Raw genomic sequence first — 22,998 nt, forward strand, 5'->3', positions numbered from 1 at the left:
AATTAAAAAGTTTCACGCGGTTGCATCCGCACTATCAGTACCATATATTGTGTTTCACTAATTCTCGTCCACAATATACGGTACTTTTTTGATTGATTTTTTTGCTTTTTTGCTTATACTTAATAACATCAACATTCATTCATGAGGGAGGGTTAAGTAATGGTTACAGTTTTCTCTAAAAATAATTGCATCCAATGCAAGATGACTAAAAAGTTCCTTCAACAACACCAAATTAAGTTTGTTGAACACAACATTGATGAACAGCCTGAATACATCGACCAATTAAAGGCTGATGGCTTCATGGCCACCCCAGTTGTAAAGCTGCCAAACGGTAATGCCTTTTCTGGCTTCCGTCCCGACCGCCTTCAAAGTCTTGCTTAATCTATTCTAAGCTATTATTTCCAACCAGGCTACTCCGCAATTGATTTGCAGCTAGCCTGGTTTAATTATTGACTTAATTACTATTTTTCGAGAAAGTGAGTTTTATTATGGCCTTATCTGATATCGATATTACCAAAGTTAAGTATTTTGACCTCAACAACGAAGTTAACATTCCTCGTGATGGGAAAATTCAGCTTGATAAGGACCAAGAAGCACTTGCCGACTTCTTGGAACAAAATGTTCGTCCAAATACCAAGCATTTTTCGTCACTCCACGAACGGTTTGCTTGGCTAGAAGAAAATGACTACATTGAAGAAGGCTTCATGGATAAGTACAGCGATGCCTTTATTAAAAAGCTGTATGACTATTTAAAGAAGCAAAATTTCCACTTCCATTCGTTTATGGCCGCATACAAGTTCTATGCTCAGTATGCACTGCGAACCAATGATAAGGAATACTACCTAGAAAATTACATTGACCGGGTAGCAATGAACGCCCTTTACCTGGCTAATGGTGATGAAGACTTGGCAATGGACCTGGCTGATGAAATTGTTCACCAGCGTTACCAACCAGCCACTCCCACTTTCTTAAACGTCGGCCGGAAGCGTCGTGGTGAATTCGTCTCCTGCTTTGCAATCCAAACCACCGATGATATGAACACCATCGGCCGGACCATTAATTCTGCCCTCCAGCTTTCTAAAATCGGTGGTGGTGTCGGGATCAACCTTAGCAACCTTCGTGAAGCTGGGGCACCAATTAAGAAGATCAAGGGTGCTGCTAGCGGGGTTGTCCCAGTGATGAAGTTGTTAGAAGACAGTTTTTCCTATTCTAACCAGCTGGGCCAACGGCAAGGTGCTGGGGTTGTCTACCTCAGTGTCTTCCACCCAGATATCATTGAATTCCTGGGAGCAAAGAAGGAAAATGCCGACGAAAAGATCCGCTTAAAGACCCTCTCACTAGGGATCACCGTTCCCGACAAGTTTTACGAGCTGGTTGAAAAAGGCGAAGATATCTACTTATTTAGTCCTTACGATGTCCAACGCGTATATGGCGTACCATTCTCCTACGTCGATATCACAAAGGAATATGACAACATGGTTGCCAATGATGAAATTCACAAGAAGAAACTTAACGCCCGGGACCTTGAAGATGAAATTAGTAAACTTCAACAAGAATCAGGTTATCCTTACGTTATTAACATTGATACCGAAAACCGGGATAACCCGATTGACGGTAAAATTGTCATGAGCAACCTTTGTTCTGAAATTGCCCAGGTACAGGTTCCTTCTAAGGTTGCTGATGATCAATCCTATGAAACCCTTGGTACCGATATCAGCTGTAACCTTGGTTCTACTAACATTGCCAACATGATGGAAAGTCCTGATTTTGGCCGGTCTATCCGGGCAATGATGCGGGGGTTAACCCACATCAGTGATGTTGAGAACCTGGACGTTGTACCAAGTATCAAGCGTGGTAATGCATTGGCCCACTCTGTTGGTTTGGGAGCAATGGGTCTTCACAGTTACTTGGCTAAGAACCATATCCAGTATGGGAGTCCGGTAGCAATTGAATTCACTGGTGTCTACTTCATGCTCTTGAATTACTGGTCACTGGTTGCTTCTAATGAAATTGCCCGTGAACGGCAGGAAACCTTCCATAATTTCGAAAAGAGCAAGTATGCTGACGGTTCCTACTTTGATAAGTACATTTCAAAGGACTGGGGGCCGCAGTCAGATGTTGTTAAAGGGCTTTTCAAGGGGATCTTTATTCCGGGTCCCACTGATTGGAAGAAGTTGAGAGATAACGTAATGCAAGATGGCCTATACAACGAGTACCGCCTTGCAGTTGCGCCAAACGGCTCTACTTCCTACATTAATGATTCTACTGCCAGCTTGACACCAATTATTAACCGGGTTGAGGAACGGCAGGAAAAGATGATTGGTAAGATTTACTACCCTGCGCCATATCTTTCCGATGATACAATGCCGTACTATCAATCTGCCTACGACATCGACATGCGGAAGGTTATTGATACATACGCCGCAGCCCAGCAACACGTTGACCAGTCAATGTCAATGACGCTGTTCATGCGTTCAACCATCCCCGAAGGACTTTACGAATGGAAAAACGGTCGGACAAATAAGATGTCGACCCGGGACCTTAATATTCTGCGGCACTACGCCTACCAACGTGGGATTAAGTCAATCTATTACATCCGGACCTTCACCGATGATAATGATGAAATTGGCGCAAACCAATGTGAGAGCTGTGTTATTTGATTTTAAGCAGAATCACTGTTAGAATTTTTAGTACGACTATTTACGAAATTAGTAGGATAATTAGTTTTTTAAGGAGCAGGCTAATTAAATGAAATTAGAAGAATTTAAACCACTAGAAAAATATAAGGCAATTAATTGGAATGAAGTTTCCGATATGATTGACAAGGCAACCTGGGAAAAGTTGACGGAACAATTTTGGCTAGATACGCGGATCCCCGTTTCAAATGACCTTGATGACTGGCGTGAATTAGACGACGACCACCGCTGGACAGTCGGCCATGTTTTTGGTGGACTGACCCTGTTGGATACTGTTCAATCTGAAGCCGGAATGACCGCATTAAAGCAGGATGTTAAGACCCAGCACGAGACGGCCGTATTAAATAATATCCAATTCATGGAATCTGTCCACGCTAAGAGCTACTCAACGATCTTCTCTACGTTGAATACTCCCGACCAAATTAACGAGATCTTTAGCTGGTCTGACTCTGAGGAATACCTTCAAAATAAGGCTACCAAGATTGCTAACATGTACCTTAACCCGGCAGAAGACCCACTGAAGAAAAAGGTTGCTAATGTTTTCTTGGAAACTTTCCTTTTTTACTCTGGTTTCTATACCCCACTTTATTACCTCGGCCACAACAAACTAAATAACGTTGCCGAAATCATTAAACTAATCCTTCGTGACGAATCTGTCCATGGTACCTACATTGGTTACAAGTTCCAAGTGGGAATGCATGACCGGACCGAAAAGCAGCAACAGGATATGAAAGACTGGCTGTACAACTTCTTATATGACCTGTATGACAACGAAGAAAAGTACACCCACCTGCTCTACGACAAGCTCGGCTGGACTGATGATGTACTCACCTTTATCCGCTACAATGCTAATAAGGCATTGATGAACCTTGGTCAAGACCCGCTCTTCCCTGATACTGCAGCTGATGTTAACCCAGTGGTAATGAACGGTATTTCTACTTCAACCGTTAACCACGACTTCTTTAGTCAGGTTGGGAATGGTTACCGCCTCGGTGAAGTTGAAGCGATGAACGATGATGATTACCGGATCCAGGATCCTAACGCAAATAAGGACCGTAATTCACGCGAATAATTTTAATCGAAGCTGAAAATTGCTTTATAAGACCTCTCAAGTGCTTGTTCCCCAAGCGCTTGAGAGGTTTTTTCTCGTGTGCCATACAGTGGTCACGGCACCGTATCTTAATTGCTTTTAAAGTAACGAGACTAAATTAATTCCTGGTCTCGTTGCTGGTCATTTTTGTGAATGTATGATCAGTAGTCATTTGAGCAACCGGTTGCACAAATTTGCTGTCTGCATAATTTATACCAATGTTTTTCTTTGTACTTCAAGGCCTAACGCTATATCAATGTAAACGCATTCACAATTATTAACCATTGTTAAAATTCTCACAATGCCCTTGAAAAGTGCTAACGGCTATTGTAGTATTAACCATGTTCAATAGGTAACAAGTTAATTTGAAATGAAGGAGAAACTTGATTATGGCATCTGCAAAGAAACACCAAGTTAAGCAAGAACAAACTGAACAAGACAAGCAACAAGCTGCTCAAGAATTAATTAATGGCTTAGTTGAAAAGAGTCAAGTTGCGTTTGATCAATTGCGTAATTATACACAAGAACAAGTTGATAAGATCTGTCAGGCAATGGCCCTGGCAGCCGAAGAACACCACATGGACCTAGCAATCGACGCTGCAAACGAAACTGGTCGTGGTGTTGCCGAAGATAAGGCAATCAAGAACATTTACGCTAGTGAATACATTTGGAACAACATTCGTCACGATAAGACCGTTGGAATTATCGAAAACAACGACGAAGACCAAACGATTAAGATCGCTGACCCCCTTGGAATTATTGCCGGAGTGGTTCCTGTTACCAACCCAACTTCTACCACAATTTTCAAGTCAATTATTTCCGCTAAGACCCGGAACACGATCATCTTCTCATTCCACCCACAAGCACTCCAAGCTTCAATCAAGACAGCTAAGATCCTTCAAGCAGCTGCTGAAAAGGCTGGTGCGCCAAAGAACATGATCCAATGGATCCCACAATGTAGTCGTGAAAACACGAATGCATTGCTGCAACATCCAAACATTGCCACTATCCTGGCAACTGGTGGTCCCGGCCTAGTTAAGGCTGCTTACAGTTCTGGTAACCCAGCTCTTGGTGTGGGTCCTGGTAACGGTCCAGCCTACATCGAAAAGACTGCTAACATTGCACGTTCCGTTTACGACATTGTTTTATCCAAGACCTTCGATAACGGGATGATTTGTGCTTCTGAAAACTCAGTTGTCGTTGATGATGAAATCTACGACCAAGTTAAGGAAGAATTCAAGAAGTGGAACTGCTACTTCGTTAAGCCTGATGAATTACAAACCTTCTCTGACGGATTTATCGATCCTGAACGGCACCAAGTCCGTGGCCCAATCGCTGGTCGGTCTGCTAACGCCATTGCTGAAATGTGTGGTCTCAAGAACGTTCCCGACAACACCAAGGTCTTAATTGCCGAAATTGACGGTGTTGGTGATGACTACCCACTGTCAGCTGAAAAGCTTTCCCCAGTATTGACTATGTACCGGGCAAGTTCACAGGAAAACGCCTTTGATATCTGTCGTCAACTTCTTCACTACGGTGGTGAAGGTCACACGGCTGCTATCCACACCCTTGATGATGATCTTGCTACTAAGTATGGTCTGGAAATGCGGGCATCACGGATCATCGTTAACTCACCATCTGGTATTGGTGGGATTGGTAACATCTACAACAACATGACCCCATCACTTACCCTGGGTACTGGTTCATATGGTGGTAACTCAATTTCACACAACGTTACTGACTGGGACCTCTTAAACATCAAGGTAATTGCTAAGCGTCGTGAAAATCGTCAGTGGGTTAAGATCCCCCCAAAAGTATACTTTCAGCGGAATTCACTAAAAGAATTGCGCGATATTCCAAACATTAACCGGGCATTCATCGTTACTGGTCCCGGAATGAGTAAGCGTGGTTACGTTCAACGGGTGATTGACCAACTTCGCCTTCGTCAAAATGACACCCCATTCCTGGTCTTTGATGATGTTGAAGAAGATCCATCAACTAACACCGTTGAAAAGGGTGTTGCAATGATGAACGACTTTAAGCCGGACACCATTATCGCCCTTGGTGGTGGTTCACCAATGGATGCTGCTAAGGCAATGTGGATGTTCTATGAACACCCAGAAACTTCCTGGTACGGTGTAATGCAAAAGTACCTTGATATCCGGAAGCGTGCTTACCAAATCAAGAAGCCGGAAAAGTCACAATTAATTGGTATTCCAACGACTTCTGGTACTGGTTCTGAAGTTACCCCATTTGCGGTTATTACTGACTCCAAGACCCATATCAAGTACCCACTAGCTGACTACGCCTTAACACCAAACATTGCCATTGTTGACCCGCAATTCGTTGAAACGGTTCCCGCAAAGACAACTGCCTACACTGGTTTGGATGTTATCTGCCATGCTACTGAATCATACGTTTCTGTCATGGCTACTGACTACACCCGTGGTTGGTCACTGCAAACCGTTAAGGGAGCAATGGAATACCTTCCTAAGTCTGTTAAGGGTGACCTTTACGCACGGCGGAAGATGCATGACTTCTCAACCATGGCCGGGATGGCCTTTGGTCAAGCATTCCTTGGGATTACCCACTCACTGGCCCACAAGATGGGTGGTGCTTTCGGTCTTCCTCATGGTTTACTGATCGCCATTGCAATGCCACAGGTAATTCGCTTCAACGCCAAGCGGCCACAAAAGTTAGCCCTCTGGCCACACTACGAAACTTACCACGCAACAAAGGACTACGCTGACCTGGCACGGTTTATCGGCCTAAAGGGTAATTCTGATGAAGAATTAGCAGAAGCTTATGCCCAAAAGTACATCGATGTTGCTCATGAATGTGGTGTCACTCTGAGTCTAAAGGCAAACGGTGTTACCCGTGAACAATTCGATAAGATGGTTGACAAATTAGCCGTTGAAGCTTACGAAGACCAATGTACTACTACCAACCCGGTTGAACCACTGGTTAGCCAACTCAAGGAACTCCTTGAACGTTGCTACGATGGTACCGGGGTTGAAGAAGACTAATTCTAATTACCAAACCAATCAGTCTAAAAAGGACCTGTCACTCTTGGCAGGCCCTTTTCTTATCCGCTTTTGCTTATTAATTTTGCTTAAAATCAAGCGCAAGTAAGCGCAAAACGTTATTAAAACTGGTAAAATATGAATACTAAAATAATACAGGAGGCTAATATGATTAAAGAATTTAAGGACTTTATTGCCCGCGGGAACGTTGTCGATATGGCTGTCGGGATTATCATTGGTTCTGCCTTTACAGCAATCGTCACTTCCCTTGTTAACAACCTCATTAACCCCCTTATCGGTATCTTCCTTGGTAAAATTGACCTTTCTAACATGGTTTTAACGGTAGGCAGTGCCCAATTTAAGTACGGCCTCTTTCTTAACTCCGTCATTAACTTTTTGATTATCGCCTTTGTGGTTTTCCTAATGGTTAAAGCAATCAATAAGTTCCGGAAGAAAGAAGAGAAAAAGCCGGAAGCGCCAAGTCCAGAAGTGCAGTACCTAAAGGAAATTGCCGAAACGCTCCGGCAGAAAAACGATAAATAGTGATTTCTATCAGTTAAAAAGTAGGCCCCACTAACGTTCATCAATCGTGAACGCTAGTGGGGCTTTTCATCAGGAAACACAGCCTTCTCCACTCACTACATTTTGCCATTTTTGACTTACTGGTAACTAATTACCTAGTGATGGCTCATTACTAGTCGAATGGGTCTTTTTGATACTTACTTTTCCTGATTTTCTCGATATACTGGTGGTGATTAATGAGTTAGGGGAATTCATTAATCAGTGGTTGAAAATATTTATCTAAGGAGGGATGTCTTATGTTTAACACTGTATTTTGGGTTTTAGCCATTTGGTTTGTCGTCAACGTAGTTTGGATGTGGTTTAAGCTCGATGATCATAAGTTACAAAAGACCTTTGCTTGGATTAATGTTTGTGCCATTATTATCGGTTTCTGTGTATATTACATGGTAGATCACGCAAGCGGCGGTATTGCAGGTTGGTTCATCGCCATCAATTGGATCAACATCGTTGTGGCCGCCCTTCAGTTCTACTATGGTTACCGGAACCAGTCTGCTGGCAATGTGCACCATGCCGGTAGTAATTAGCTAACATAAAAGTCGTGAGCGCCCATCTCACGGCTTTTGTTCTCCTTTATCAATTTTCTCCCCAGATATAGGGATCAGTACTCCCAAAAGCGCATAAAGGCCTTAGAGTCCTAATTCACCGACTCTAGGGCCTTTTATTATGTCCCAGTAACTAGTAACTAACGACGAGCCATCGCTTCATCATAGTCCTTGGTACCAGCAAATACTGGTTGTAAGTATGGGTTAATCCGCATTGCCCGTGCCCGCTTCCAAATGATGGCAAATACAATCACGTTGATCACAATGGATAAGATCGCAATAATCCCCATCATGTGTGGGTCAGCAGCAGTTGGATGAACAGCCGGATTCATTACACCGTCCTTGTACAAGACTGGCAGAACCGCAAACTTGCCCCGATCTTGGAACAGTGGAAATACCTGGGCAAACATACACCAGATTGCTAGCGTATTGGCCCGGTTTTGGATCCAACCACCCTTGTTCCAGAATGATGCCGCAAAAGTTGGTGCCAATAACAGTGCCAGTCCACAATACCAGGAGTGTGTTGGCAAGTTATTGTAAGTGTACTCAAAGTTCCAGACGTCATATGCTAAGATAAACAGCCAGGTCATATCTGGCCATAACATATCTTGTTCGTTACGTGACGAATAAATACCAAACCAGCCGGTCATACAAAAGACATTGATAATTCCAGCTAAACCATTCAAAACGTTCCACCAGCCACCATAAAGCCAGACACCTTCTGATGACAGCCACCACTGACTACCAGTGGTCTGGAGAGCATGCATCCCCCGGATGGCTGATTCGAAGTCACTTCCAACCGCAATAAAAATGTTAATTGCAACGATGACGAATGGGAAGACCTTAAACCAGTACGCCTTACCTAAGTTTCCCCAGTGGTACTTTAGGATCATAAAACCAATACAACCAAAAGTGGCCGCATAAAGCTTAGCGTAGTGGAACCAGCTATTCATATGGACATACGTCGGATTATGCAGTGCCCATGACTGCCCCTGCCCCGCACAAACATAAATTGTAATGAAGTAGATTGTCAGTGCAATTGGCAAAATAACAAAGAAAAATAATCCACCAAACTTGGTCCGCCGTGCAATTTCGTTGGTAACAATCAAGCAGATAAAAACGAGAATCCAACCGAAAAATTGCCATCCCGCTTGACTGCCATAAACTTGAAATAGCATAGTCATTCTCCTCCTTAATAAGATTAATAGTTATTCCCTGTACAATTATTTTATAATAATATGGTTATTCTTTTGGTGTATATTTTTCAAAAACCATCTTGTTACAAGACATTCGTGTAAAAATGATCTAAACAAAACGACGAAAATATTGCTAGTTAACTTTAGCGATATTTTCGTCGTTTAATATTCGGTATTTAATTTTAGTGGTAAAGGTCAAAACGTCCCTTGGCAAAGAGTTCTTTAAAGCCACCTAGTTCCATCAATGATTTATTCATAATCATCTTCTTGAGAACCGAAGCGGGATAACCCTTGAAGGAATGACCGCTTGCTTCCCCGAACGCCCGGGTATTACCAACCGATGCAACGGTCCCTAATGACTTGTAAACGTAGGCTGCTGGACGCGCTATCCCCTTCACCCGGGCAGCAATGTCTTTTGCCACGTAGTTAGCCATTGACAAGGCAATCTGCGCTGTCGTTGGGTACGGACGCTTACCATTCGGTGGCATTACCGCAGCAACATCGCCAACCATGTACATGTCATCATGGTCGGGGGCGGTTAAATGTTCAGTATCCATTACCCGGCCACGACGCGCTTGCAGACCAGATTCAGCAACAACCGGACTGCCACTGACACCAGTCGTCCAAATAATCGTATTTGCTTCCACCTTGTGGAGTGGATCACCCTCGCTATCGCCTGCCCCTTGGTACAAGACCGTATCTGGCTGGATTTCTTGGATCCGTGCTTCAGTCGTAATTTCAATTTCTAACTTCTTTAACAGGTTAATGCCGTAATCTGCTAGTTTCTCATTAAACATTGGCAAGAGCCGCTTTGAAGCATCAATAATGTGGATTTTAATTTGATCTGGTGTAACGCCGGCTAATTTCGCATAACGTGGACGGGCATCGGCAAGCGCCCCCGCTAATTCAATCCCGGTAAAACCAGCACCACAAATGATCAATTTAAGGTCATTGGGGTTCTTTGTTTCTTGGTAGTCCTTCATCTGGGTAATGATATGGTTATGAATTGCCTCCGACTCTTTAACATTAGTCATTGGCAGGCTATTTTCTTCTGCCCCCTTAATACCAAAGGTTTCTGAGACAAAACCCAGGGCAAATACACAGTAGTCGTAAGATAATGGCTTATGATCCCTTAATTCAACAATTTTCTTGTCCTGGTCAACCTTTTCAACGTGGTCTAAAACCAAGGTAGTCATTTCCGGGTTCAAAACGTCAGTAATTGGGAAGGTAATCTTGCTAGCTGGCAGGTTACCGGAAGCAACTTCATGAAGGTCAGTTGCTTCATAGTGGTATGGATTCTCATCAACGAGGGTGATCTCTACTTGCCCCCGCAATTTCTTTTGCAGCTCAACAACTGTTTTTAGGCCCGCATAACCGGCACCAAGTACAATAACTTTCTTCATCTTTCTTCCTCCAATTTTTCTCTATAATAAAATACCAATCCAGTAAGTAATCATTTGGGCAAGTGAGCCCACTAATAAGATCTTTACACTACAACTAAACGTTTCCCGTTTAACCTGCTTATGAATGAGCAACTTGTTCTGCTGATAAGTAAACGGTAAAATGATTAGTGATAGCCAAACAGTCCATGGTGCAATTGCTAAAAATGGTGAAATGATAATCATGACAAAGGCCAACACGTTCTTCAGTGAGAAGGCAATTAACGCATTCTTCTTACCAATGAAGTGAACAATGGTTGTCCGGTGGTTGTCCTCATCCTCTTGTGCATCACAAATGTTGTTCGCCAACATCAAGTTGGAAATCCATAACTCATCTGGCAATGCCACGACAAAGATCCGCCACAGGTTCGCCCAGTTCCAGTTAAACTGCTGGTAAGCATTCAGGTAAACACTCAGGAGGACAATCATAAGGCCCATTGTAAAACCAGAAGCTAATTCGCCAAATGGTAAATTAGAAATGGGGTGCGGGCCAGATGAATACAGGATCCCAATGGCAAAGCAAAAGATTCCCATCCATAAGACTGGCCAGCCGGCACGGTAAACAAGCCAGAAGCCCATCAAGGCAGCAATCACAGAAAAACTAACAAGTAAGGTTAATACCAACCGGGGTGATAATCCTTCCCGCCCGATAATATTTGTCTTCTGCTTATAGTTCTGTTTATCAACTGCATGGTTAAAATCATTATAGTTATCCAGCATATCAACGGCCATGTTAAACAATAGCATTGCAATAAAAAAGATAATTGCTAATGACCAGTTAATCGAATGGAAATAATAAAGGCTAAAGGCCATCCCCAAAAGAAAGGGAACAACACTAGCAGTTTTCGCCTTTATTTCCACTAGTTCCAAAAAACATTTAATGACACCAAACCACATCCTTTCGGTATAATTATAACTAAGATCACTTACATAAGACATAAGGGAAACAATTAATTATGAATAATAAATGGCAAACCTATCCGCTTATCAGCGCACAATTGAATAATGTTAATCGTTGCATCCAGGACCAGATTACCTGTAACAACCATGACTTGCAAGCAGCCCTCTTAACAATGGCAAATAACGGCGGCAAATACCTCCGACCGGCAATTCTGTTAACAATCGGCCAGATTTGTGGAGCAAAACGTGACAATGACCAGCTGGTTAAACTAGCAGCATCCATCGAGATTCTCCACATGGCTACCCTGATCCACGATGATATCATTGACGACTCTCCCAAACGGCGGGGAACGGTCAGCATCCAAGCACGCTTTGGCAAGGATACGGCCGTCTATGCCGGCGACCTGCTCTTCACCATTTTCTTTGACCTCTTGCTGGATGCCGTGCCCGGTTCTGAATACCTGAAGGTTAACGCTCAAATCATGCGCCAAATCCTAAATGGGGAACTAGGGCAGATGAACCAGCGCTTTAATACCCACCAGGGACTTGAAGACTACTTAGAAGATGTCAGTGGCAAGACTGCCGCTCTTTTCCAGCTTGCCGCTCGCGAGGGTGCCCACTTTGCTGGCGCACCAGCACAAGACGTCACTACTGCTACTAAGTTCGGTCATTACCTTGGCATCGCCTTCCAGATGCTCGACGATATTCTTGACTATACCGGTGGTCAGCAGCTGAACAAGCCGGTCATGGAGGACCTTGCAACAGGGGTCTACTCCCTCCCCCTTTTATTAGCCTTACAGGAAGAAAAAGTCGCAAAAGAATTGCGACCACTTCTTGCTAAGCGCTACCAAATCACCGCCAAGGATATGCAACAGGTACAGCAAATCGTTATTAGTGCCGGTGCAGTGGACCAAAGCCGTCAGCTAGCGGGTCAATATACGCAGCGAGCCCTCGACTGCCTAGCCGCCTTGCCGGATAATCCTTCACGACGGTTCCTGGAAAAAATGACTAAAAAACTCCTAAAGCGAACGATCTAATTGCAAGGTCCGACCGGGATTAAAGTCCCTGGTCGGCCTTTTTTAGTTCTTGGTAACGTTGATTATTATTCCATAACTCACTTGGGGTACCGTGCATTGCAATTTGACCATCTTCAATAAAGATTACCTGGTCAACTTGGTCAATTCCCTGCAAGTGGTGAGTTATCCAAATTAATGTTTTTCCTGCTAATTGTGCAAAAATTGTGTCAATAACCTCCTGCTCCGTAATGGGGTCTAGCCCAACGGTTGGTTCATCAAGCAAAACGATTGGTGTGTCTTTAAGGAGAATCCGCGCCAGGGACAACCGGTGCCGTTCACCACCAGAAAACCGAAGTCCCGCTTCATCAACCTTCGTTTCAATTCCATTCGGCAAGTCCTTTACCATCTTTTCCAGGCCGACCCGGCGGAGAACGTCCCAAATTTGGTCATCAGATGCCTCCTCATTGCCGAGCCGGATATTATTAGCAATTGTCGTATTAAACAAGTATGGTTGCTGGTTAATCACACTAATATAATCAGCAATCCGATCGTTGAAGCGGTCGGTATCAACACCGTTTAGCGTTACCGTGCCACTTGTCGGTACCCGGTCACCACGAAGAAGTGCTGCCAGCGTACTTTTCCCCGCACCGCTTCGTCCAAGAATAGCCAACTTTTCACCTGGTTTAATGGTCAGGTTGATTCCTCTTAGCACCTCGCGGGTGGTTGATGGATAGGTGTAATGAAGGTTCTTAACAGTTAGCTGGTAAGGAGCGTTGACCGCTGGTAATTCGCCACTTGTGGAAGCGGGTTGGTCCAAGTTGTTTAACCGGATTAATGAATCAGTATAAACATTGGTTTCCTGGGCAGCAGCTGGCAACGGTGCAATAGCATCGATTAAGGGGAAAACTGCCAAAACAAAGGCAGCAATCCAGTTAGCGGCACCACCTGGCTGACCACCAAACCGTCCAGCACCCCATATAATCAGGCTGACAACTACAAGTAGGACCATCATTTGAACTAAGAAGTCACGGAAACGCTCGAACTTGTGCATTGCCTGTTCAGTTGCCAGATATTGCTTCTCGTTATTATTATGCAACTGGAGGTAACTATCACTGCGCCCTGCTAGCACCCAGTCAGCAACGCCGAGCACGTTATCAGTTAAGTTCACATAGAGGCTATCCTTAACTTCCTTTTCGTATGACTGACGGGCACCATTAACCAGGACGGACCATAGCGGGATAGCAAAAATCATCAGGCCAAAGACAACCAGCATCCATAGCCCCATTAGTGGTGACAAAATTCCAAGGGCAATAACAATAATTGCGTATAACCCCCAACTCACAAACATGGGGAACATTGTCCGGAGGTATAGGTTTTGGATATGGTGAATGTCATCTGACAGCAATCCTAAGATGTCACCCAGTTGGTACTTGCTATTAAAAGACGTTGCGTCGTGTTCAAGGGTATCATATAGTTTTTGCCGCAGCCGGGATGTCATCTTCAAAACCCAGTTGTGGCTAATAATCCGTTCCAAGTACCGGAAAGCTGGGCGGGCAATCCCAAAAGCACGGGTCAAAACAATCGGCACATAAACCAGGAGGATGTTCTCTGGGCGCGTGGCCGACTTACTAATTAAGAAACCAGCACTAAACATCAGGCCGGCACCACACACAAACGTGATCACCCCAATCGTAATTGCGAGGATCAGCGTTTTCCGGTAATGGCGTAAGTACGGCCGTACCCATTGGTCGTGCTTTAGTGCCCGCAATAACGGTACCTTCTTAAACATTAATCTTCACCTCGCATTTCCTTCATTAACCGCATAAAGTAACCATCCTTTTTCTTTAATTCTGCAAATGTTCCTTGCTCGACCAGTTCACCGTGGTTCATTACCAAAATGTAGTCCATCTGCTTCATCCAGTGAAGACGGTGGGTAGCAAAGAAGACCAGCCGGTTGTCCATCAATGGTAACATCCGGTCCTTTAAGTCCATTTCCGTTTCGATATCCAGGTGGGCAGTCGGTTCATCAAAAATCATTACCCGCCGATCCTGGTCAAGGAAGGCACGGGCCAGTGCGATCCGTTGCGCCTGACCGCCAGATAATACCCGGCGTCCGCTACCGATCACAGTATCAAGCCCTTCCGGCAGGTCTGCCAACAGGTCGTCTAAGCCAACAACATGGATTGCTTTTAATACCTGGTCATCACTGACATCTGGGGTGTAAAAGGCAATGTTTTCACGTAACGTGGCGGTAAATACGTATGGATTTTGTGGGATGTAGAGTAATTGTTGCCGCCATTCGGGAATGTCTAACGTGGTAGTTGACTGCCCCTCGATATTAATCTCACCTGCCGTCGGCGTTAAAAAGCCGCTAAGCAAGTTAATGAGGGTTGTCTTACCAGCCCCACTCATCCCGATAATACCGATTTTTTGGTTGCCCTTAATTTGGAGGGAGAATGGTTTTATCGCCACCCCATTTGGGTACTTAAACTGGAGGTTGTTCAGCTCAAGCTGGTCGTTAGGTCCCCACTCATGAAGCTTTACGTCAGCAACTGGTTCCGCCGGCTCATTAATTAGGTGGTGAATCTTCTTAAAAGCATTTTTTCCATTTAAGGTTGCATGGAAATCCCCCGCAAAATTCCGAATTGGCAGGAAGTATTCTGGTGCCAAAATTAGGACGGCAAGGGCAGGAAAAAGTGTTATTTTCCCATTAATCAAGCCAAAACCAAGGTAGACGGCGATCACGGCAATCGACAAGGTGGTAAAGAAGTCTAACGCAAAGGTCGACAGCATGGCGATCTTCAGCACTCGCATTGTCCGTTCCCGGAAGGTCTCACTCGAGTTAAAGATACTCTTTGAATACCGTTTACTTAAACCAAGGTATTTTAACGTATCAATTCCCCGCAATGAATCAATAAAGTTATTCGATAATTTCTGAAAGTTGCCAAATTGCTTTTCCGCCTTTGCCTGCGCTGCTTTTCCCAGGATAATCATGAACATCACAATCAGCGGGTACATGATTAGTAAAATCACTGCCGAACGCAGGTCTAAAAAGCACGTCGCAATTAATACCAGGACGGGCACAATCATCATCGTCATCACTTTTGAAAAAGTCAGTTTAATGTACTCACGAACTTCGCCGATCCCATCGAGGACCATCGTGATCATGCTACCAGTCCCCTGTTTTTGTACAAGGGCTGGTCCTAGCTTAAATAATTTTTCAAGGAGTGACCGGCGCAGACTTTGGGCGGTTCGGCCCGCATAGTTATCTAACCAGCGGTCACTAAGCCAGGCCAATAGCTGGCGACCGGTGAAGCAGGCGGCAAATGCCACTAGCATTAGCCGGTCAAGACGGTGTCCTTCCCACAAACGAGTAATAACTGCACTCAATGCAAGAGCCTGACCAATAATCAAAAAGGCTTGCAGAACATCAAGTCCCGCAAGCCTTTTACTGATTGATTTAGCTCCCGCGAGTTGAAATAGCTCTCGATCAATCATTAATTAGCCTCCCCAACTTTAGGCATTTCAATCCGCTTCCGGAAAATCCAGTATGCCCAAATTGTGTAAGCAAGTACACAAGGTACTAAGATAACGGTCGCAATCGTCATTACAATTAAGGTGTAATTTGATGATGATGCACTTTGAATGACTAGGTCAAACTTGCTGCTGATTGAAGAAATCATTACCCGTGGGAAGAGTCCACAGAAGATTAGTGCAACCAGTGAAATCAGTGTTAACCCACTAGCAGCAAAGGCAAAGCCCTGCTTGTTCTTGAAGGTTGAAACGTGGGCCCAAACTGAGAAGCCAACGATCAGTACTAGGCAAAGCAGTGTAGCAACTGGGTGAACCTTGATAAAGTCGGTCTGGAACAGCAGCAAAAGTGCAAAGACAACTTCGCCGACGTACAGTACCCAGTAAAATGCCTGGGCATAATTTTGTGACCGTTCGGAAACTGGTCCCTTCGTCTTCAAGGTGATGTAGTTCAAACCGTGAAGGTAAGTCAACAAAGCCAACGCAATCCCACCAACAACTGAGAACCAGTTGAAGTAGTCAAAGAAGTGAGCGTGGATGTTACCTGCAGCATCAATTGGCATCCCCTTAATCATGGAGATAAACATTACCCCAAAGAGGAATGGCACCAAAAAACTGCAGAAGGCCATAATCTTATCCAAAATTGGCTTCTTTGAATCGGGACTCTTAGCCCGGAATTCAAATGAAACACCCCGGAGAATTAAACCGACCAGGATAAATAATAAGATAAGGTAGTAGCCAGAGAATAAGGTTGCATACCAGTATGGGAACGAAGCAAACATGGCACCACCCGCAGTGACTAACCATACTTCATTACCATCCCATACCGGACCGATTGTTCTAATGATCTGGGTGCGTTCGCCTTCATTATGAGCGAGCATACCTACTGCCATTCCGACACCATAGTCAAATCCATCCAGGAAGAAGAAGCCGGAAAATAGCACGCCAATTAACAAGAACCACAAAGCTTGTAGAAATGACATTTAGAAGGCCCCCTTTGCAAATGGATCCGTTGCCTTTTTATCGGCCTGAGCAGCTTCCCATTCAACTGGATCGTTACGCAAGAAACGTGCAATCAGCGAAATCAGGATAATTGCCAAACTAGTAAAGAGAACAAAGTAGATAATGTTAGAAGTTAATAGCGATGCAACAGAGACGTTTGGCGAAACACTTTGTTGGATCGTAAACAAACCATAGACAGTCCATGGTGCACGACCGAATTCAGTGATAAACCAACCAGCGGTGTTAGCAAGGAATGGAGCAAAGGTCAAAATGGCCATTACCCATAGCGCCCACCGGTGATTGTACAAGATCTCCTTGCCTTTTCTTGTCATAATCAAACCAACAATGGATACTAATGCCAACAGAGCACCGAAACCACACATTACCCGGAAGCTCCAGAACAGAGTGTTAACAGGAACGTAGTAGTTCATCTTTTGACCATCAATATGGGTACCATACTTCTTTTCTAGTTGGGCGTTGATTTCTTCCATCCCGGTAACAGAGCCAGAAGTCTTGTGATAGGAAAGGACACTCAACATCATTGGGATTTCAATCTTGCCATTAACTTGATGAGTCTTTGGATTTGCAACCCCGACAACCGTCCATGGTGCTGGACTCTTCGTTGTCTTGTAAACTGCTTCAGTTGCAGCAAACTTCATTGGTTGTTCCTTAATTAGGTATTGCATTTGCATATCCCCAACTGTAATGGAACCCAGTGAGAAGATCAGCATTAACCATAGGCTAATCCGCATTGTCTTGTGGTAGATTGTCTTATTTTCATCTGACAGTGAACGCTTCTTCAACAGTTGGAAAGCAGTTAACCCCGCAATAATCGTGGCACCGGTTAATAAGGCACCCATTAGGACGTGGCCCAGTTCAAAGATAACTTGGGGGTTAGAAATTAATGCACCAAAGTCAACCATTTCGGCCCGGCCATTACGAACGGTAAAGCCAACTGGGTGCTGCATGAAGGAGTTGGCAGTCAAGATCCACAGGGCTGATGTCATCGTCCCGAAGACAATCATCCAAATAAAGAATAAGTGCAGGCCCTTCTTGACCCGGTCCCAGGTGAAGACCCAGAGACCAATAAAGGTAGATTCGATAAAGAATGAGAGGAGTGCTTCAAAGGCCAGTGGGGCACCAAAAATGTCACCCATAAACCGTGAGTAGTCAGACCAGTTCATCCCAAATTGGAATTCCTGAATTAACCCGGTAACGACACCGACAGCAAAGCTCAGCATGAAAATGTTACCCCAGAATTTAGCCATCTTCTTATATGACTCATTCTTGGTACGAACATACATCGTTTCCATCACTGCAACGACGAACACCGTCCCGATAGAAAACGGAACGAAGAAAAAGTGAAAGACCGTCGTCATCGCAAACTGGAAACGAGCTAAACTAACAATATCCATTGTTAATCCCTCCAGTAAACAAATAACTTATCACGTGTTTAAAAATAATTGCTATTCACAAGTTAAGTGTACAACTCATAGCGCTTTCTTTCAAGGCAGATTAATTTTTTTATATCGTCTTTTGTTATTTTAATTAATTATGATGTGAATTCCAGCAGTAAAAGGATTTGCTGGCATCTTATAAGGAAAAGCGATTCTAATCTATTAATAGTAGAATTGGCTAATCAATAGATAACACGTTATAAATGAATAGCTGATCATATTTAATTTGGGAGAAAAAATTTAAAATAAAAAAAGAGGTTGCCGCAGCAACCTCTTTTTTTATTTAGTGAAGAACTACTTAAGGGTAACAGTAGCACCAGCGGCTTCAAGCTTTTCCTTGATGTCGTTAGCTTCGTCTTCCTTAACGTCTTCCTTGATAGCTGAAGGAGCACCGTCAACAAGGTCCTTAGCGTCCTTAAGGCCAACACCAGTGATATCCTTAACAGCCTTAATAACCTTAACCTTAGCTTGACCTGGTTCAGTCAATTCAACAGTGAAGCTGTCCTTAGCAGCAGCGTCACCACCAGCAGCACCTGCAGCTGCAACTGGAGCAGCAGCAGAAACGTCGAATTCGTCTTCGATAGCCTTAACAAGATCGTTAAGGTCAGAAATTGATGCTTCCTTTAATGAAGCAATGATAGCATCCTTATCAAAAGCCATGTTTATTTCCTCCAATATTTAGGTAATTAATTTTAATTTGATATTGAACCGATATACGGTAATTATGCGGCTTCGTCTTCCTTGTCGGCAACGGCCTTGACTGCACGAGCAATCTTCCGCATTGGGTCTTGCAATGCAGATGCAAGCATGGACAGCAGGTCTTCGCGACTTGGCATCGTAGCGTATTCGTTGATTTCATCAAGAGTCTTAACACTCTTTTCGATGAAGCCACCCTTGATTTCAAGAGCGTCGTGGTCGTCAGCGAACTTCTTCAGAATCTTAGCTGGAGCAATTGGGTCTTCGTCAGAGAAGGCAACAGCAGTTGGGCCAACAAAAGTGCTCTTCAGATCTTCGTAATCAGTACCTTCAACGGCACGGTCAAGAATCTTGTTCTTGATAACTGACATCTTAACACCGGCATCACGGAGTTGCTTACGCAAATCAGTAACTTCGGCAACAGTCAAACCACGGTAGTCAACAACGATAGCTGATTCAGCATTGTTAATCAAATCAGCGGTTTGCTTAACAATTTCAGCTTTCTTTGCAATAGCTGCTTCACTCATGAATTTCACCTCCTGCAATGTATTTTGATCGGATTTATAAAAAAATCCCTATGACCGCAGACATAGAGAAGGAATTTACATTTCTTCCTCGGCAGGTACGAATTAAGGCAAGTTGCCACCTGAGTCTTAGGCAGAGTCATATTTAATCAACTCTAGTAGTATAGCATATCAGTAAATTTGTTGTAAAGGGATATTTAAAACAAAAACAAAAAGGCTGTGAAATAAGTCCACCTATATAGATCAAAAGCGAACAGCGCGGTACACAAATGAGGTCCAGAGCCCGTCAAAAGACGAACTCTGGACCACTATTTGTGCTTGCGGGGGCTCGGCCCCACCTTGTTCCGAATATTACAGAGATATCACGTGCCACAACCCAGGGCCTTAGTGTCTAGCATAGGACAATCGCTAGCCCGTTCCGTTAACAACGTCCTATGCTAGCAGCCATCAGGCCCTAACCGGGTTTGACCCGGCACAGCTCCCCCCTATTTTTTACTTATTTACGGCTTCTTGGAGTGCTTCACCTAACTGCTTCAAGCCAACCTTGATCTTGTCTTCCGCCATGTTGGAATAATTCAAGCGGAAGGCACCCGGTTGTGGCTTACCGGCGTAGAATGGATCACCAGGCACAAAGGCAACGTTATGCTTAAGACATTCCTTGAAGAGCTCAACTGTGTCATCAACACCAGGCACTTCAACCCACAGGAACATCCCGCCTTCAGGATCCGTATACTTAACGCCAGCAGGGAAATATTCTTTAATTCCTTCTACCATCAACTGCTTACGCTTGCCATATAGAGCACTGATCTTTGCGACGTGTGCATCAAGGTCGTTGTTCTTCAAGAATTCAACAACAGCATACTGGGCAAGGTTATCAGTATGCAAATCAGCTGATTGCTTCAGCACGGTTAACTTGTTAATTACTTCTGCGTCAGCTACTACCCAACCAAGGCGGAACCCAGGTGCCAAGGTCTTAGAAAAAGTACTCATGTAAAAGACATGTCCCGTCTGATCAAAAGACTTAACTGCCGGTACATGCTTACCAGCAAAACGAATTTCACCATAAGGATTGTCTTCTAGTACTAAGACATTGTACTTAGCAGCCAGTTCGGCTAACTTCTTCCGGCGATCAACCGCCATGGTTCGGCCAGTTGGGTTTTGAAAATTAGGAACCGTATAGATTAGTTTGGTTTCCGGATGGGCCTTCAATGTTTCTTCAAGGGAATCCATCTTCATCCCCTCTTCATCCATCGCTACGCCCACAAACTTTGCCCCGTAGGATTTAAAGACATCCAGTGCACAAAGGTAGGTTGGCTGCTCAACTAAAACGGTATCGCCAGGGTTAACGAAGGCTTTCCCAACTAGGTCAAGGACTTGTTCAGAACCGGTCGTCACTAAGACGTTTTCAACCTTACCAGTGACGTTTTCCTTCTCCTTAACGTGCTGTAAGATTAATTCCCGGAGTGCAGTTACCCCCTTGGCAGCACCATATTGCATCGCTACTTGTCCTTGCTCATCAAAAACCTTATCAACAGCCGCCTTCATTTCCTTGACGGGAAATAACTCAGGAGCTGGCAACCCGCCAGCAAAAGAAATAATCTTTGGATCAGCGGCCGCTTTTAGAATTGCACCCACCGCATCCGTTCCATCAGCTGGTACTCGTTTAGAATAATTAAACTTTGTCATCGTCGTCACTCCTTAAGTAATTTTCATGCATTTCAATCGTTTTCTAATAAAAATGTCGTTGGCAAGTAGTATACACTAGATTTAGTTGCTTGTTAAGAATAAATTATTTTTTACTTCACCACTAACTTTTATCTACATCTTACACGCAACGGTAATTTTAGTTTCGCGGATTAATAATACTAAAAAGGTAGTTGACAGATTAAAATTTGATGAGTATAGTTTAGTTAAACTTAATTACAAGCAAAAAACAAAGCGCAGGAAGTCGCAGGAATAAACTGGCAGCAGAGATCTAGTGGTTGGTGAAAACTAGATGCGGTTATTCCTAAAATATCACCTGCAAGTTGGTTACTGAAATTAGTAAGTCGACCTGGTCGTCACCCATTACAATGACAACAGATTATTTGTCTGGTTAAGGTGGATTTTTCCATGAATAAAAGGTGGTACCACGATTCGTCGTCCTTTAAGTGTCTAATTGATGCTTAGGGGACTTTTTTTGTTTGTTCTTAAAATAACTTAATGTGAGGTGAGCACAGTGGAAGATAGTGACATTAGTGACATTAATATTTTGATCCAGCAGCAAGAAATGATAAATAACCATCGTGCTCATACGTGTGGGCAACTATAAGCGGGTATGAGTTTTCATGGTCTCAACAAATGGAGGTACATGATATGACTAAGTTAAACGAAAAACAAGAAGAATTTGCTCAAGCTCTTCATGATGCATACGTTAGTGGCAACCCCTTAAATGAAGCAGACTGGACCGGTGTGGTCACCGATGATGATACTGCGTACGCCATCCAAAACCGGGTAATGGCATTAAAGTCTGTCCCAGTAGGTGGGTATAAGGTCTCCTTAACCAGCAAGAAAACCCAGGACATGTTCAACGCTGATTCACCACTTTATGGGGCACAAGTCGACCGACACTTCTTGCCAGCACCGGCAATGGTTAACCTTGCTGACCAGATGGAACCACTAGTTGAAGTTGAACTAGCCTTCCGGGCCAAAGAAGACCTTTCAAGCACCGACAGTTTGGCGGACCTACTGCGAAAAACAACCGTTGCCGGGGCTTTGGAAGTCCCTGACTCCCGCTTTAAGGACTGGTTCCCTAGTTTAGGTAAATACAATGTTATGTCAGACTGTGCGGTTGGCGGCCTAGTTGTCTATGGCACGGAACAGCCAAGTAGTAAAGTATTTAGTGATGTCGCTGAAGCTGCCAATGTCAAGGCACAGCTCTTCCTTGATAACCAGAAGTTAGACGAAGGACAATCATCCGAGGTGCTGGGTAACCCCCTGAACTCACTACAATGGCTAGTTCAAAAGTTAGAAAGTCAAGGCAAGAAATTTAAGCAAGGACAACTAGTCTCCTCCGGTACTTTTGTCCTGCCGCCTTCCCTCAAGCAAGGTGAGTGGTTAGTTAAATTTGACCACGGCCTCGGTAACGTCGAGCTTAATGTTCAGTAACCTTTTTTCAGCCATTAACTTCTCTCCTAATGCAAAGAGCACTAGCAATCGATTCACGACTACTAGTGCTCTTTTTATAACCCGGAATGTCAATTTAAATTAGAAATTGGTCATCTGTAATATACTTCATGAATACTTCCAAAGGTGTTTGATAATT

General features: G+C 44.0%; 18 protein-coding genes and 1 other annotated feature. Of the genes, 8 read left to right on the plus strand and 10 right to left on the minus strand.

The features are described 5' to 3' along the window. The first annotated feature begins 159 nt into the window (after positions 1-159). The 6 genes from nrdH to QOS07_RS02410 all read left to right on the plus strand — a co-directional run bounded on the left by nrdH (position 160) and on the right by QOS07_RS02410 (position 7,915). Positions 160-381, plus strand: coding sequence for a glutaredoxin-like protein NrdH (nrdH, locus tag QOS07_RS02385; RefSeq protein ID WP_283587406.1), 222 nt, complete (start codon positions 160-162; stop codon positions 379-381). A 107-nt stretch (positions 382-488) separates the two neighbouring features. Next, entirely contained in the window at positions 489-2,660 is a 2,172-nt protein-coding gene (nrdE, locus tag QOS07_RS02390) for a class 1b ribonucleoside-diphosphate reductase subunit alpha (protein ID WP_283587407.1), read from the plus strand. 88 nt (positions 2,661-2,748) lie between these two features. Beyond that, positions 2,749-3,768: a class 1b ribonucleoside-diphosphate reductase subunit beta gene (nrdF, locus tag QOS07_RS02395; RefSeq protein ID WP_283587408.1), complete on the plus strand. Its 1,020-nt coding sequence runs from the start codon at positions 2,749-2,751 to the stop codon at positions 3,766-3,768. Positions 3,769-4,175: 407 nt separating this feature from the next. Further along, entirely contained in the window at positions 4,176-6,812 is a 2,637-nt protein-coding gene (gene adhE, locus QOS07_RS02400) for a bifunctional acetaldehyde-CoA/alcohol dehydrogenase (RefSeq protein ID WP_283587409.1), read from the plus strand. A 165-nt stretch (positions 6,813-6,977) separates the two neighbouring features. Beyond that, entirely contained in the window at positions 6,978-7,352 is a 375-nt protein-coding gene (mscL, locus tag QOS07_RS02405) for a large-conductance mechanosensitive channel protein MscL (RefSeq protein WP_283587410.1), read from the plus strand. A gap of 275 nt (positions 7,353-7,627) precedes the next feature. Continuing rightward, positions 7,628-7,915 (plus strand): hypothetical protein, encoded by a 288-nt coding sequence (locus QOS07_RS02410; RefSeq protein WP_283587411.1) that lies wholly within the window; start codon positions 7,628-7,630, stop codon positions 7,913-7,915. Positions 7,916-8,073: 158 nt separating this feature from the next. Here QOS07_RS02410 and QOS07_RS02415 read toward each other — a convergent pair whose 3' ends face one another. The 3 genes from QOS07_RS02415 to QOS07_RS02425 form a co-directional block, all read right to left on the minus strand. Next, entirely contained in the window at positions 8,074-9,111 is a 1,038-nt protein-coding gene (locus QOS07_RS02415) for a DUF5692 family protein (RefSeq protein WP_283587412.1), read from the minus strand. Positions 9,112-9,311: 200 nt separating this feature from the next. Beyond that, the gene (locus QOS07_RS02420; RefSeq protein WP_283587413.1) at positions 9,312-10,532 is read right to left on the minus strand and encodes an NAD(P)/FAD-dependent oxidoreductase; all 1,221 of its coding nucleotides are present in this window, start codon (positions 10,530-10,532) and stop codon (positions 9,312-9,314) included. Positions 10,533-10,553: 21 nt separating this feature from the next. Further along, the gene (locus QOS07_RS02425; protein ID WP_283587425.1) at positions 10,554-11,465 is read right to left on the minus strand and encodes a prenyltransferase; all 912 of its coding nucleotides are present in this window, start codon (positions 11,463-11,465) and stop codon (positions 10,554-10,556) included. A 59-nt stretch (positions 11,466-11,524) separates the two neighbouring features. On the opposite strand from QOS07_RS02425, the gene QOS07_RS02430 reads away from it, so the two are divergent. Next, a complete protein-coding gene (locus QOS07_RS02430) occupies positions 11,525-12,505 on the plus strand; it encodes a polyprenyl synthetase family protein (protein ID WP_283587414.1) in 981 nt (326 codons plus the stop codon). A gap of 19 nt (positions 12,506-12,524) precedes the next feature. Here QOS07_RS02430 and cydC read toward each other — a convergent pair whose 3' ends face one another. The 7 genes from cydC to QOS07_RS02465 all read right to left on the minus strand — a co-directional run bounded on the left by cydC (position 12,525) and on the right by QOS07_RS02465 (position 21,380). Next, positions 12,525-14,273, minus strand: coding sequence for a thiol reductant ABC exporter subunit CydC (gene cydC, locus QOS07_RS02435; protein WP_283587415.1), 1,749 nt, complete (start codon positions 14,271-14,273; stop codon positions 12,525-12,527). After that, positions 14,273-15,982, minus strand: coding sequence for a thiol reductant ABC exporter subunit CydD (gene cydD / locus QOS07_RS02440; protein ID WP_283587416.1), 1,710 nt, complete (start codon positions 15,980-15,982; stop codon positions 14,273-14,275). Before cydD ends, cydC begins: the two co-directional genes overlap by 1 nt. Next, positions 15,982-16,998, minus strand: a complete 1,017-nt coding sequence (gene cydB, locus QOS07_RS02445; RefSeq protein ID WP_283587417.1) for a cytochrome d ubiquinol oxidase subunit II — start codon at positions 16,996-16,998, stop codon at positions 15,982-15,984. Before cydB ends, cydD begins: the two co-directional genes overlap by 1 nt. Continuing rightward, complete coding sequence (locus tag QOS07_RS02450; RefSeq protein ID WP_283587418.1) at positions 16,999-18,432, minus strand: cytochrome ubiquinol oxidase subunit I; 1,434 nt, start codon at positions 18,430-18,432, stop codon at positions 16,999-17,001. It lies immediately after the preceding gene. Positions 18,433-18,768: 336 nt separating this feature from the next. Beyond that, a complete protein-coding gene (gene rplL / locus QOS07_RS02455; RefSeq protein ID WP_283587419.1) occupies positions 18,769-19,134 on the minus strand; it encodes a 50S ribosomal protein L7/L12 in 366 nt (121 codons plus the stop codon). 62 nt (positions 19,135-19,196) lie between these two features. Then, positions 19,197-19,697, minus strand: coding sequence for a 50S ribosomal protein L10 (rplJ, locus tag QOS07_RS02460; RefSeq protein WP_283587420.1), 501 nt, complete (start codon positions 19,695-19,697; stop codon positions 19,197-19,199). 30 nt (positions 19,698-19,727) lie between these two features. Further along, positions 19,728-19,846: a sequence feature (ribosomal protein L10 leader region), on the minus strand. Positions 19,847-20,186: 340 nt separating this feature from the next. Then, positions 20,187-21,380 (minus strand): aminotransferase-like domain-containing protein, encoded by a 1,194-nt coding sequence (locus QOS07_RS02465; protein ID WP_283587421.1) that lies wholly within the window; start codon positions 21,378-21,380, stop codon positions 20,187-20,189. Positions 21,381-22,049: 669 nt separating this feature from the next. Between QOS07_RS02465 and QOS07_RS02470 the strand changes: the two genes are divergently transcribed. Further along, on the plus strand, positions 22,050-22,841 hold the full coding sequence (locus QOS07_RS02470) for a 2-keto-4-pentenoate hydratase (RefSeq protein ID WP_283587422.1): 792 nt from the start codon (positions 22,050-22,052) through the stop codon (positions 22,839-22,841). The last annotated feature ends 157 nt before the right edge of the window (positions 22,842-22,998 follow it).

It is taken from the genome of Limosilactobacillus viscerum (assembly GCF_947387525.1).
GTDB classification, from domain to species: domain Bacteria; phylum Bacillota; class Bacilli; order Lactobacillales; family Lactobacillaceae; genus Limosilactobacillus; species Limosilactobacillus viscerum.

What these genes read in the sequence shown, in the direction of transcription:
- nrdH (WP_283587406.1), top strand. Translation starts at nt 160, where the DNA reads ATGGTTACAGTTTTCTCTAAAAATAATTGCATCCAATGCAAGATGACT.
- nrdE (WP_283587407.1), top strand. Translation starts at nt 489, where the DNA reads ATGGCCTTATCTGATATCGATATTACCAAAGTTAAGTATTTTGACCTC.
- nrdF (WP_283587408.1), top strand. Translation starts at nt 2,749, where the DNA reads ATGAAATTAGAAGAATTTAAACCACTAGAAAAATATAAGGCAATTAAT.
- adhE (WP_283587409.1), top strand. Translation starts at nt 4,176, where the DNA reads ATGGCATCTGCAAAGAAACACCAAGTTAAGCAAGAACAAACTGAACAA.
- mscL (WP_283587410.1), top strand. Translation starts at nt 6,978, where the DNA reads ATGATTAAAGAATTTAAGGACTTTATTGCCCGCGGGAACGTTGTCGAT.
- QOS07_RS02410 (WP_283587411.1), top strand. Translation starts at nt 7,628, where the DNA reads ATGTTTAACACTGTATTTTGGGTTTTAGCCATTTGGTTTGTCGTCAAC.
- QOS07_RS02415 (WP_283587412.1), bottom strand. Translation starts at nt 9,111, where the DNA reads ATGCTATTTCAAGTTTATGGCAGTCAAGCGGGATGGCAATTTTTCGGT.
- QOS07_RS02420 (WP_283587413.1), bottom strand. Translation starts at nt 10,532, where the DNA reads ATGAAGAAAGTTATTGTACTTGGTGCCGGTTATGCGGGCCTAAAAACA.
- QOS07_RS02425 (WP_283587425.1), bottom strand. Translation starts at nt 11,465, where the DNA reads ATGTGGTTTGGTGTCATTAAATGTTTTTTGGAACTAGTGGAAATAAAG.
- QOS07_RS02430 (WP_283587414.1), top strand. Translation starts at nt 11,525, where the DNA reads ATGAATAATAAATGGCAAACCTATCCGCTTATCAGCGCACAATTGAAT.
- cydC (WP_283587415.1), bottom strand. Translation starts at nt 14,273, where the DNA reads ATGTTTAAGAAGGTACCGTTATTGCGGGCACTAAAGCACGACCAATGG.
- cydD (WP_283587416.1), bottom strand. Translation starts at nt 15,982, where the DNA reads ATGATTGATCGAGAGCTATTTCAACTCGCGGGAGCTAAATCAATCAGT.
- cydB (WP_283587417.1), bottom strand. Translation starts at nt 16,998, where the DNA reads ATGTCATTTCTACAAGCTTTGTGGTTCTTGTTAATTGGCGTGCTATTT.
- QOS07_RS02450 (WP_283587418.1), bottom strand. Translation starts at nt 18,432, where the DNA reads ATGGATATTGTTAGTTTAGCTCGTTTCCAGTTTGCGATGACGACGGTC.
- rplL (WP_283587419.1), bottom strand. Translation starts at nt 19,134, where the DNA reads ATGGCTTTTGATAAGGATGCTATCATTGCTTCATTAAAGGAAGCATCA.
- rplJ (WP_283587420.1), bottom strand. Translation starts at nt 19,697, where the DNA reads ATGAGTGAAGCAGCTATTGCAAAGAAAGCTGAAATTGTTAAGCAAACC.
- QOS07_RS02465 (WP_283587421.1), bottom strand. Translation starts at nt 21,380, where the DNA reads ATGACAAAGTTTAATTATTCTAAACGAGTACCAGCTGATGGAACGGAT.
- QOS07_RS02470 (WP_283587422.1), top strand. Translation starts at nt 22,050, where the DNA reads ATGACTAAGTTAAACGAAAAACAAGAAGAATTTGCTCAAGCTCTTCAT.